The organism is Marinobacter sp. (genome assembly GCF_052091845.1).
In the GTDB taxonomy this organism is placed as follows: Bacteria; Pseudomonadota; Gammaproteobacteria; order Pseudomonadales; family Oleiphilaceae; genus Marinobacter.
On record NZ_JBQDCO010000017.1, the window covers coordinates 15,525 to 28,046 of the forward strand.

The 12,522-nt window shown below is 51.5% G+C and carries 9 protein-coding genes; all 9 read left to right on the forward strand.

What is annotated here, in order from left to right; all coding sequences use genetic code 11:
- Window positions 1–126: 126 nt before the first annotated feature.
- The 9 genes from ACTHYN_RS07470 (at window position 127) to rplT (ending at window position 12,426) form a co-directional block, all read left to right on the forward strand.
- Entirely contained in the window at window positions 127–1,515 is a 1,389-nt protein-coding gene (locus ACTHYN_RS07470; RefSeq protein WP_441811833.1) for a DUF1329 domain-containing protein, read from the forward strand.
- 155 nt (window positions 1,516–1,670) lie between these two features.
- Window positions 1,671–2,819 carry a WD40/YVTN/BNR-like repeat-containing protein gene (locus ACTHYN_RS07475; protein ID WP_441811834.1) on the forward strand — a complete coding sequence of 383 codons (1,149 nt, stop codon included), beginning with the start codon at window positions 1,671–1,673 and terminating at the stop codon, window positions 2,817–2,819.
- A gap of 45 nt (window positions 2,820–2,864) precedes the next feature.
- Window positions 2,865–5,249 carry an efflux RND transporter permease subunit gene (locus ACTHYN_RS07480; protein ID WP_441811835.1) on the forward strand — a complete coding sequence of 795 codons (2,385 nt, stop codon included), beginning with the start codon at window positions 2,865–2,867 and terminating at the stop codon, window positions 5,247–5,249.
- A gap of 181 nt (window positions 5,250–5,430) precedes the next feature.
- Window positions 5,431–6,414, forward strand: a complete 984-nt coding sequence (locus ACTHYN_RS07485) for a TAXI family TRAP transporter solute-binding subunit (protein WP_441811836.1) — start codon at window positions 5,431–5,433, stop codon at window positions 6,412–6,414.
- Window positions 6,415–6,501: 87 nt separating this feature from the next.
- A complete protein-coding gene (locus ACTHYN_RS07490; RefSeq protein ID WP_441811837.1) occupies window positions 6,502–9,111 on the forward strand; it encodes a TRAP transporter permease in 2,610 nt (869 codons plus the stop codon).
- Between the two features lie 166 nt (window positions 9,112–9,277).
- A complete protein-coding gene (gene thrS / locus ACTHYN_RS07495; protein ID WP_441811838.1) occupies window positions 9,278–11,203 on the forward strand; it encodes a threonine--tRNA ligase in 1,926 nt (641 codons plus the stop codon).
- A gap of 2 nt (window positions 11,204–11,205) precedes the next feature.
- Window positions 11,206–11,745, forward strand: coding sequence for a translation initiation factor IF-3 (infC, locus tag ACTHYN_RS07500; protein WP_441811864.1), 540 nt, complete (start codon window positions 11,206–11,208; stop codon window positions 11,743–11,745).
- A gap of 91 nt (window positions 11,746–11,836) precedes the next feature.
- Window positions 11,837–12,028 carry a 50S ribosomal protein L35 gene (rpmI, locus tag ACTHYN_RS07505; protein ID WP_441811839.1) on the forward strand — a complete coding sequence of 64 codons (192 nt, stop codon included), beginning with the start codon at window positions 11,837–11,839 and terminating at the stop codon, window positions 12,026–12,028.
- 44 nt (window positions 12,029–12,072) lie between these two features.
- Window positions 12,073–12,426 (forward strand): 50S ribosomal protein L20, encoded by a 354-nt coding sequence (gene rplT / locus ACTHYN_RS07510; protein WP_441811840.1) that lies wholly within the window; start codon window positions 12,073–12,075, stop codon window positions 12,424–12,426.
- Window positions 12,427–12,522 lie beyond the last annotated feature (96 nt).

Consider the following 12,522-nt stretch of genomic DNA (forward strand, 5'->3'; position numbering starts at 1 on the left):
ACAAAATCGCACTTTCGGTCGATAGACAACCTTGACAGATCGGTTAATCTGTCGGAAAGCCTGTCTTTCCATCAGGTAACAATAAAAGCCTATTTATGGGCTTCCAGTCGAATTCAGGGTTATATAATGAATTATAAAAAGAGTGCGATACTCGGGGGCTTGCTTGCCCTCTCGATAGCATCCTTTTCGTCTTGGGCCGGAGTTTCTCCAAACGAAGCTTCACGTCTTGGCAAGGATCTCACGCCGTTCGGTTCAGTTAAGGCCGGAAATAAAGCCGGCACTATTCCGGACTGGACTGGTGGGCTAACCGAGCCTCCTGCGGGCTATAAAGAGGCTGGTCAGCATCATATCAATCCATTCCCGGCTGACGAAGTGCTGTTTACCATTAATTCGGCTAACAAAGATCAGTATGCAGAACATCTTTCTGATGGTGTTCTTGCAATGCTTGAAACCTACCCTACCAGTTTCCGTGTGCCGGTATATAAATCTCGCCGTACTCACGCGGTGCCCGACTGGGTTGCTCAGAATATCAAGGAAAACGCGGTAGACGCAGAAATTGTCGGCAAAGGTGAAGGCCTGAAAGGTGCTTTCGGTGGCTATCCTTTTCCGATTCTTTACGGAGATAATGAACAAAAAGCCTGGCAGGTAATCTGGAACCATCTAACGCGCTGGCGCGGCGTCTCCGGTACCCGCCGTTCCAGTGAAGTGGCGGTTCAAAGTGATGGTGACTATTCGCTGGTTACCTCCCAACAGGAAGTCTTTTTTAACTTTTACAACCCCGAGGGGGGAGAGGACGAATTAGATAACATCATTTTCTATTACCTCTCGTTTACCCAGTCCCCACCACGTCTTGCTGGTGGCGCTATTCTGATTCATGAAACCCTGAACCAGATCGTTAATCCGAGAAATGGCTGGGGCTACAATGCCGGACAACGGCGTGTTCGCCGCGCGCCAAACCTTGGTTATGATTCACCGATTGCTGCGGCAGAAAATCTCCGCACAGCGGATGACACAGATATTTTCAACGGCGCACTGGATCGTTACAACTGGAATTATGAAGGGTTGAAGGAAATCTACATTCCTTACAACAACTACCGTATCGGTGAAAAAGGCACGCCTTATTCTGAAATACTCGGTATTTCTCACCTGAACCCGGATTTGACCCGTTGGGAGCTGCATCGTGTTCACGTGGTCGAGGCAACCCTGAAAGACGGTGAGCGCCACATATACAAAAAGCGTCGCTTCTATGTAGATGCCGATAGCTGGAATACAGTTTTACTGGATCAGTATGACGGCCGTGGTGAGCTATGGCGTGTGACCATGGGCATCGCAAAAAATTATTATGAGCTTCCCGGTGTTTGGACGGTTCTTGACGTTTATCATGATTTGCAGGCTCGCCGTTATCATGTTCTTGGCCTGGATACTGAGGAGCCTAACACCCGCGTCTTCACAGAAGATGTGCCAAACAAACGTTATTTTTCTCCGGCTTCCTTGCGCCGCAGGAGTGTCCGTTAAAGCGGGCACCTGTCAGCGGCTGTCGCACAGCATGGCCCAGCCACTGAAATCGATATCAACACGTATCGGCATCAATGGGTGCCGCTGTGTTTCCCGTTATTACCGGCACAGCCGGTTCAAGATATACAGTTAAAACAACACAATAGGCGATCTGAATGGCTAGAAGGTTGACGTGCAAGACTCTGGGGGCAGCCTGCCTCGGGCTTTCCATGGCTTGGTTCGCGCCAGCGGCATGGGCGCTTGCAGACATCATAGAAACCCCGGCTCGGCAAACCGACCTGGCCCCCGATAACCTCCTTAACGACGCAGTGCTTGCAGGTGAACGTGTGGTGGCTGTCGGGGAGCGGGGGCACATAATTTATTCCGACGATGAAGGGCAAACCTGGACCCAGAGCGAGGTTCCTGTCTCGGTGACGTTAACAGCCGTAGATTTCGGTTCGGACACTCACGGTTGGGCTGTTGGGCACAGCGGAGTTGTCCTTCACACCGAGGATGCGGGCGAGAGCTGGAGCCTGCAGCTCACAGGCATTGGTGCAAGCAAGTTGGCTATCGCCAGTAAGGAAGATCAGATTGCGGCGATGGAAGAACAGATTGAAGAGGCGCCAGAATCAGAGAAAGGTGACCTGGAATGGGCGCTGGATGATCTGGTTTTTACTCTGGAAAACATGCAGGCAGACCTGGATATCGGCCCGGTAAACCCATTATTAGGTGTTTGGTTCGAGAATGAGAGCCACGGTTTTGTGGTGGGTGCTTACGGCATGGCGCTGCGTACAAAAGATGGAGGTAAAACCTGGAAAGACTGGGCACCGAAGATCGAGAACGCCCAAAGTTTCCACTTAAACAGTATTGCCCGCATCACCGGTGGCGCACTGGTTATTGTAGGCGAGGCAGGGCAAATCCACGTGTCTGTGAATGGCGGGGACACATGGAAGCGGCGCGAAAGCCCTTACCCGGGGTCTCTGTTCGGGGTGATTGGTACGGGCCAGGTTAATGAAATTCTGGCCTTCGGGTTGCGTGGCAATATGCTGTTCTCGACCGATTTGGGAAAGAGCTGGCGCACGGTTCCCAATAGCGCCGGTGCAACGCTTAATGACGGAGCGGTGGCTGATGATGGCCGAATAACGCTGGTGGGTAACGGTGGCGCAGTGCTTATGAGCGGCAATGGTGCAGATTCATTTCGTGAGCACTTCCGAAGTGACCGGGCTGGCATCATGAGCGTGGTACCTATCTCAGATACTCATCTTCTTATCGTTGGTGAAAGCGGCGCCAAAATTACAGACGCGCGCGGAAAAAACCTTCAATAATGCCCTGATGTGGCAACAACTGAAAAATAATAGAGGGGCTTTTGAATGTCCAACCCGAACCACAATAAGGGTGAGCACTACCTGACGACACCCAAGGCGGAGCCGTTTCTGGAACGCCTGATTTTTAACAACAGAGCGCTGATCCTTATCGCTTTTTTGTTGTTAACGGTGTTTTTGGGCTACAACGCTATCAAAATCCAGCCGGATGCCAGCTTTGAGCGCATGATTCCGCTTGAGCATCCTTATGTTGTGAACATGCTGGACCACCGGAACGATTTAGAAAATCTCGGCAACTTTGTGCGTATTGCCGTGGAAGCCAAAAGCGGTGACATCTTTACTGCAGAGTACATGGAAACTCTAAAGCAGATTACTGATGAAGCCTTTTACCTGGATGGGGTGGATCGCTCGGGCCTGAAAACCTTGTGGACATCAAACGTTCGGTGGGTGGAAGTAACCGAGCAGGGTTTTCAGGGTGGCACAGTCATTCCCGATGGGTATGATGGCTCGCCGGAAAGCCTGGAGCAACTGCGCCAGAATATTCTTCGCTCTAACGAAGTAGGGCGACTGGTTTCGGACAACTTCAAGTCCACCATTGTGTACGCTCCGCTGTACGAAAAGAACCCGGAAACCGGTGAACCACTGGATTATGCGGCGTTCTCTCGCCAGCTCGAAGAAAAAATTCGGGATAAGTACGAAGGGAAAAACCCCAACATTGACATCCACATTGTGGGTTTTGCTAAAAAAGTGGGTGACCTGATAGAGGGTATTGGGTCGATTGCCTGGTTCGCCGGCATCACGATTTTACTTACAATGCTGTTGCTGTTTTGGTATTCGCGCTGCATCACCGGCACGCTGGTACCGGTTTTCACATCTATTGTCGCAGTGTTCCTGCAGCTAGGTGCCCTGAGACTTCTGGGCTACGGCCTGGATCCTTACTCGGTTCTTGTGCCGTTTCTGGTATTTGCCATTGGCATTAGCCATGGTGTTCAGATTGTTAATGCTATGGCCGTTGAAGCTGGCAAAGGTTTTGATGCGGTAACCGCGGCTCGTCTGGCATTTCGCGCACTCTATATACCGGGCATGCTGGCGTTAATATCCGATGCCTTCGGCTTTCTTACGTTGTTCTTTATCGAGATCGACGTTATTCGCGACCTGGCTATAGCGGCTGGTCTGGGCGTTGCTTTCGTTATTATCACCAACCTGGTTCTGCATGTGCTGATCATGTCTTACCTTGGTATTTCCAAAGGTGGTGTTCGTCACGTACAGAACCAGGGCGAAAAGCAGGATCGAAAATGGCGGTTGATGTCATATTTCGCCCACCCGGGTATTGCCCCGATTTCATTGCTTATTGCCGTGATTGGTCTGGGTCTTGGTCTTTACTATAAGCAGGATCTGAAGGTAGGGGATCTTGATCAGGGAGCGCCTGAGCTTCGTGCTGACTCCCGCTACAACCTGGATAACGCGTATATTATCGATAACTACTCCACCAGTGCCGATGTGTTGGTTGTGATGGTTGAAACGCCTGTAGAGCAATGTACCCAGTACAGTGTTTTACGGGCTATGGATTCATTGCAGTGGGAGTTGCAAAACACCCCGGGCGTTCAGTCTTCTGCTTCGCTTGCCGATGTTTCCAAAATCGTGACCAAGGCGCTGAACGAGGGTAACTGGAAGTGGTACGAGATTTCCCGTAACCAGACCATTATCAATGCCTCCATTCGTGAGGCTCCTTCCGGCCTGATTAACACCAATTGCAGCCTGACCCCCGTTTTAGTGTTTCTGGAAGATCATAAAGCGGAAACACTGGAAACTGTGGTTGATCGGGTTGAAGAGTTTGCCAAGGCCAACAGCAACGAAGAACACACGTTCTTGCTGGCGGCAGGCAATGCCGGTGTAGAGGCGGCTACCAACGAAGTAATCGCTAATGCCAAAGATATGATGCTTATCCTGGTTTACAGCGTGGTAAGCCTTCTGTGCTTCGCAACGTTCCGCTCCATTAGGGCTGTGCTGTGTATTGTGGTGCCGTTGGGCCTAACCTCTATTCTGTGCGAGGCGATCATGGCGGTATCGGGTATTGGCATCAAGGTGGCCACTTTGCCGGTAATTGCGCTGGGTGTGGGTATCGGTGTCGATTACGGTATCTATATCTACAGCAAGCTGGAGCATTACCTGTTAGAAGGGAAAACACTTCAGGACGCCTATTTTGAGACACTGCGCTCTACCGGTAAGGCCGTTATGTTTACCGGTGTTACGCTTGGGCTTGGCGTAGTTACGTGGATTTTCTCGCCAATCAAGTTTCAGGCCGATATGGGCTTCTTGTTGTTCTTCATGTTCCTGTGGAATATGATTGGCGCGATCTGGCTTTTGCCGGCGCTTGCCCGGTTCCTGCTGCGGCCTGATCAAATGGTTGCCAAGGCCCGCGCCGCGAAATAGAACTTTCAGCTGAAATAAAAAGCCCGCACTGCGGGCTTTTTGTTGCCCGCTCAACTGGTTAGCGTGCTAATCCGTCCTTTATTTATAGCGTGAAGCGGTCTATGTTCTGTAACGAGCGCGATGCTTGCTTGCGAGTTCTGGCGGGCAGTTGATGACAACGATCAAAATAAGGAAAAATCACATGACACTTAAACTTAAAGCTTCCGCATTCGCGGTAGCAGCAGCTTTTAGCCTGGGTGCGGCTTCAACGGCCGTTTCCGCGCAAGAGCAGCGTTTTGTAACCATCGGCACGGGTGGCGTAACCGGCGTTTATTATCCCGCTGGTGGCGCTATTTGCCGGTTGGTCAATATGGATCGGAAAGAACACGGAATTCGCTGCTCCGTTGAAAGCACCGGCGGTTCTGTTTATAACCTTAACGCCATTCGCCAAAACGAGTTGGACTTGGCTGTTGCACAATCAGACTGGCAGTACCATGCCTATAATGGCTCAAGCCAGTTCAAGGATGACGGCCCGAACAAAGACTTACGTGCCGTATTCTCGCTGCACCCCGAGCCGTTCACCGTTGTCGCAAGTAAAGGCTCCGGCATCAAGAATTTTAAAGACCTGGAGGGAAAGCGCGTTTCCGTCGGTAACCCAGGTTCTGGCCAGCGTGCAACAGCCGAAGTGTTGATGGAAGAAATGGGCTGGACTATGGATAAGTTTTCTCTGGCGGCCGAACTTAAAGCTGCGGAGCAATCCCAGGCCCTGTGCGATGGCAACATTGATGCTTTCTTCTACACCGTAGGCCATCCATCCGGCTCTATCAAAGAGGCAACCACCTCGTGTGACAGCGTGCTGGTTAACGTCGATAACAAGTCGTCGCAGAAGCTGATTGACGATAACTCGTACTACCGCAAGGCCGTTATCCCGGGTGGCATGTACCGTGGTTCTGATAACGACGTGACCACCTTTGGCGTGGCAGCGACGTTTGTATCATCTACTGACGTACCCAACGAAGTGGTCTATGAAGTAGTCAAGGCAGTGTTTGAAAACTTTGACAGCTTCAAGCGCCTGCACCCGGCCTTCGCTAACCTGAAGAAGGACGAAATGGTGTCTGATGCCCTGAGTGCGCCATTGCACCCCGGTGCAGCCAAGTACTACAAAGAAGTCGGGTTGATCGATTAATCCGGTTTCCCGGTATTAGTGCAGCTGTGGGCAAACTCTGCCCGCAGCTTTAATTTATAAACCGTTTTCCTCTGACAGGACTCTGCTATGGCCAATAGCGACCCGAGCACCGGGGATCGTATCGATAAGCAGAAGGTTGAGGAGTTTCTTCAGACCGAATCCGGTGGAAGGGCTGCAACCGGGCCAGCTGCGATCATTCTTTTTATTGTTCCTTTGTTCTGGTCTTTGTTCCAGCTCTGGATAGCGTCTCCATTACCGTACATTTTTGAATTTGGCGTGCTTAACTCGACAGAGTCGCGCTCGATTCACCTGGCTTTCGCCTCGTTTCTGGCGTTTGCAGCGTTCCCCATGATTCGGGGTAAGCACACCCATAGCGTACCCGTTTATGACTGGGTTTTGGCGTTGGCAGCCGCGTTTTCCGCATCTTATTTATACTTTTTTTATGATCAGTTAGCCACTCGCCCTGGCGCACCTAATACCCAGGACCTTATCGTTGCGCTGTTTGGGCTGGTGTTGCTTCTGGAAGCCACTCGCCGGGCGCTTGGGTTACCTCTTACGATTGTTGCGACCGTCTTCATTGTCTACTCGCTGGCTGGCCCTTATATGCCAGATGTCATTTCCCATAAAGGGGCGAGCCTGAATAAGCTGGCGTCGCACCAGTGGCTGGGCACCGAGGGTGTTTTTGGTGTCGCGTTGGGTGTTTCAACCAGTTTTGTTTTCCTGTTTGTGCTTTTTGGCGCATTGCTTGAGCGCGCCGGTGCTGGCAGCTACTTCATTAAGGTGGCGTACGCCATGCTTGGCCACATGCGTGGCGGCCCGGCCAAAGCGGCAGTGGTTGCCAGTGGTCTGAGTGGCGTTATTTCCGGCTCATCCATTGCCAACGTGGTGACCACGGGTACGTTTACTATTCCGTTGATGAAGCGGGTTGGCTTTCCGGCCACTAAAGCCGGTGCAGTGGAGGTTGCAGCCTCTACCAACGGCCAGCTAACGCCGCCCATTATGGGCGCTGCCGCGTTTTTGATGGTGGAATACGTAGGTATTTCCTATCTGGAGGTCATCAAACACGCCATTCTGCCGGCGATGATTTCCTATGTGGCGCTTATTTACATCGTGCATCTTGAAGCCTGCAAGATGAACATGAAGGGCGTTGAGCGGTTGAACAAACCTACCCTGGCTCAGCGCATGCTTGTGTGGGTGATGATGCTGCTGGGCTTAAGCCTGATTACCTTTGCGGTTTATTACGGTGTGGGTTGGACGAAAGAGATATTTGGCGATGCCGCCATGTGGGTGCTTGCGCCGTTGTTATTGGCAGCGTATGTCGGGCTTGTTGGTTATGGGTCGCGCTTCCCTGATTTAGAGGAAGAAGAGCCAGACTCAATCATTAACGAACTGCCGCCGGTTGGGCCAACCGTAAAAACCGGGCTCTACTTCCTGTTGCCGGTGGTTGTACTTGTCTGGTGCCTGACAGTGGAGCGTTTCTCGCCCCAGTTGTCGGCTTTCTGGGCCACAGTATTCATGGTGTTTATCATCATGACCCAACGACCTTTGAAGGCATTTTTCAAAAGCCGTGGAAGTTACCTGAATAATTTTAAGCAGGGCGGGGTAGATCTGACTTACTCATTGGTCACCGGTGCCCGCAACATGGTGGGCATTGGTGTGGCTACCGCCACTGCAGGCATAGTAGTGGGTACCGTTACCCTTACCGGTATCGGCCTGGTGATGACCCAGTTTGTGGAGTTCATTTCTGGCGGTAATTTGCTGCTAATGCTTGGCTTCACTGCCGTAATCAGCTTGATCCTGGGCATGGGGCTGCCTACAACGGCTAACTACATTGTGGTGTCTACCCTGATGGCGCCGGTTATAGTCAGTTTAGGGGCAGAAAATGGCTTGCTGGTGCCATTAATTGCGGTGCACCTGTTCGTGTTCTACTTCGGCATTCTTGCAGATGACACGCCGCCAGTGGGGTTAGCTGCCTATGCCGCCGCCGCGATTTCGGGGGCAGACCCTATACGAACGGGCGTGCAGGGCTTCACCTATGATATTCGAACGGCCATTTTGCCGTTCATGTTTATCTTCAATACCCAGTTATTGTTGATCGGCCTTACTGGCTGGTTCGATTTGTTGGTGACGGTATTCAGTGCAGTCACCGCCATGCTGGTGTTCTCTGCCGCAACCCAGGGGTTCTGGTTTACCAAGACTCGCTGGTGGGAAACCATATGCCTGTTACTGATTACGTTCACGCTGTTCCGTCCGGGCTTTTGGTGGGATGAAATCTACCCGCCCACAACTGACCGCCCGGGTTCGGAACTACTGCAGCACGTAGACGAGGTGGCTGCCGGTCAGCCCATCATTCTTCAGGCTGAGGGCATGTCGATTTCGGGTGAGGAGGTATCCAAATACCTGAAGCTGCCATTGCCGGCGGGTGATACGCCAGAGAAAAGACTGGCCGCAGCCGGCCTGGAGGTGTCAGAGGCTGGCGATGTGATGAACGTTGAGTTCGTGAATTTTGGCAGTGATGCGGAAAAGGCCGGGCTCAGTTTTGGCTGGACCATAGACACAGTGCAGGTTGAAAATTCGCGCCCGCCAAAGGAATTGATGTTCATTCCCGCATTGCTTCTGCTTGGGTTGCTGGCCTTCGCTCAGTTGAGGCGCAGGGCCAATGAGGGAGAGCGGCCGGCCTTTGTGCCCTCGCGCTGATTCCGCAGCTAACATTCGTAAGTCTTTGTGTAAGCCCCGGCATTAACCCGCCGGGGTTTTTTCTGTTAAACTGCGCTCCGAATCGGCCCGCGGTTTGTGTCGCGGAACGCCGTTACCATGTGATCTCTGGTATAGATCACCGCTGAGCAATCAACAGGAGCCTTTCATGCCCGTCATAACCCTGCCGGATGGCAGTCACCGCAGTTTTGCCGAATCCGTAACCGTTCACGATGTAGCTGCCGATATTGGTGCTGGTCTTGCTAAAGCCGCACTTGCCGGAAAAGTAAACGGCAAGCTTGTGGATACAAGCCATCGGATCGAACAGGATACAGAGCTTGCCATTATCACTGAACGTGATGAAGACGGTGTTGATGTTATCCGCCACTCTACGGCTCACTTGCTCGCAATGGCCGTTAAAGAGCTGTTTCCGGAGGCCCAGGTGACCATCGGGCCGGTTATCGATAACGGCTTTTATTATGACTTCAAATTCGACCGCCCATTTACCAATGAAGACCTGGGCCGAATTGAAAAACGCATGGAAGCACTCGCCAAGCAGGATATTCCGGTCTCTCGCTCGGTTCTCTCCCGTAGCGAGGCGGTCAAGTTGTTCGATGAGATGGGCGAGGAATACAAGGTTCGGATCATTGAAGATATTCCCGGTGACGAAGATCTTTCGTTCTACCGTCAGGGCGACTTCATCGATCTTTGCCGGGGTCCCCACGTACCCAGTACCGGTAAGCTCAAGGCCTTCAGGCTAACCAAAGTATCTGGTGCATTTTGGCGTGGCGATACCAGCAATGAACAGTTGCAGCGCGTATACGGCACGGCCTGGGGTAATAAAAAAGAACTAAAAGCTTACTTGCATCGCCTGGAAGAAGCTGAGAAGCGTGATCACCGCAAAATCGGCAAAAAACTGGACCTCTTCCACATGCAGGAAGAATCGCCGGGCATGGTGTTCTGGCACCCCGATGGCTGGTCGCTGTATCAGGAAATAGAGCAGTACATGCGTGGAATCTTGCACCGTCATGATTACAAAGAAATCAAGACGCCTCAGGTGGTTTCACGCAGTTTGTGGGAAAAGTCCGGTCACTGGGATAAGTTCCACGACGACATGTTCACCACAGAATCCGAAAAGCACGACTTTGCCATCAAGCCAATGAACTGTCCGTGCCATATTCAGGTGTTTAATCAGGGGCTGAAAAGTTACAAGGATCTCCCTTTGCGGCTTGCAGAGTTTGGTTCTTGCCACCGAAATGAAGCATCTGGCGCCTTGCACGGCCTGATGCGGGTGCGCGGGTTTACCCAGGATGATGCGCATATCTTCTGTGAAGAAGATGCCGTTCAGCCAGAAGTTTCAAAGTTTATCGAGCTTCTCCACGAAGTGTATAAGGATTTTGGTTTTGACCAGATTCTGTACAAGCTTTCTACCCGCCCGGAAAAGCGTGTAGGCTCGGACGAGGTTTGGGATAAAGCCGAAGCGGCTTTGGAGCAGGCCTTGAACCGCGAAGGGGTTGATTGGGAGCTGTTACCAGGCGAGGGTGCGTTTTATGGTCCGAAAATCGAGTTTTCTCTCAAGGACTGTATCGGACGTGTATGGCAATGTGGCACTATCCAGGTAGACTTCTCTATGCCAGGTCGTCTGGGGGCCCAGTATGTTGCAGATAATTCCGAGCGTAAAACGCCGGTGATGTTGCATCGTGCCGTACTCGGGTCTTTCGAGCGGTTTATCGGTATCCTGATTGAAGAATACGAGGGCGCATTCCCCACATGGTTGGCGCCAACTCAGGTGGCTATCCTCAACATTACTGATAATCAGCGTGATTATTGTCAAAATCTGGCGAAAAAGTGGGATTCTTTGGGCTTTAGGGTAAATGCTGACTTGAGAAACGAGAAGATCGGCTTTAAAATCCGCGAGCATACAATTAACAAAGTTCCCTTTCTTGTTGTGGTCGGCGATAAAGAAGTCGAGAACAACGCCGTTGCGGTGAGAACCCGCAAAGGTGAAGATTTGGGAACTCTATCGCTTGAAGCGTTCGAACAACTTCTGAAAGAAGATGTTGAGCGTAAAGGCAGAATCAAGACGGAGAATTAACTATTAAACAGCGAACGAATCGGGGTGGGCGTACTCCTAAGGCGCCGATCAATGAGAATATTGATGCAACTGAAGTCCGCCTGATCGATGCCGAAGGCACTCAGGTAGGTGTAGTTCCGATCGCAGACGCCCTCAAAATGGCTGAAGAGGCGACCCTGGATCTGGTACAGGTTACAGATTCCGATCCGATCGTCTGTAAAATAATGGACTATGGCAAAAAGATCTTCGACGAGAAAAAAGCGAAGGCCGCTGCCAAGAAGAAGCAGAAACAAACGCAAGTTAAAGAGCTTAAGTTCCGACCAGGAACTGAAGAAGGGGATTATCAGGTAAAACTACGCAACCTGGTACGTTTCCTTGAAGGCGGGGACCGCGGCAAAATCACTATCCGCTTCCGTGGCCGTGAGATGGCACACCAGGAAATTGGTATGAAGCTCATGGAACGCATTGAAGCAGATATTGACGCGCTGGCTCAGGTTGAAATGCGGCCGAAAATGGAAGGCCGGCAAATGACCATGATCGTGGCTCCCCGCAAAAAGAAGTGAATTTGATTCAGTGATGCCCCTGCCATAAGCGGGGGTTTTGTCGTTCAGGTTCACATTGATGTTACTAAAAACGAATGCGGAGTTTTAGAAAATGTCCAAGATGAAAACCAAAAGCGGAGCGGCCAAGCGGTTCAAAAAAACGGCTACCGGCTTCAAGCACAAGTCCGCCTTCACCAGCCATATCCTGACCAAGAAGAGCCCTAAGCGTAAGCGTCAGCTGCGCGGTACTTCATTGGTTGTCAAATCTGATGTGGCTTCCGTAAAGCGCATGCTGCGCAAGTAAGGCAGCATCCACTAACAACGGTTTCAAGGTAGAAGGATTAAAGTATGGCTCGTGTTAAGCGTGGCGTGGTTGCACGTCGTCGTCATAAGAAGGTTTTAAAGCAGGCCAAAGGTTACTACGGAGCTCGTAGCCGTGTATTCCGCGTTGCTAAACAAGCGGTTATCAAAGCCGGTCAGTATGCGTATCGCGACCGTCGTAATCGCAAACGTTCATTCCGCGCACTGTGGATTGCCCGTATCAACGCAGGCGCCCGGGTTAACGGCCTGTCTTACAGCCGTTTGATCGCTGGCCTGAAGAAGGCAAACGTTGAAATCGATCGTAAGGTTCTGGCCGATCTGGCCATGAACGAGCAGCAGGCTTTTGCCGCTGTGGTTGAGAAAGCAAAAGCATCTCTTTGATCGCTTAGCTCTTTCATCGATTACGAATCGATTCGGTGTCCAAGTCTGATTAGTCAGTACAATCGGCGCCGTTTAATAGGGGAAGGGCACGCTCTT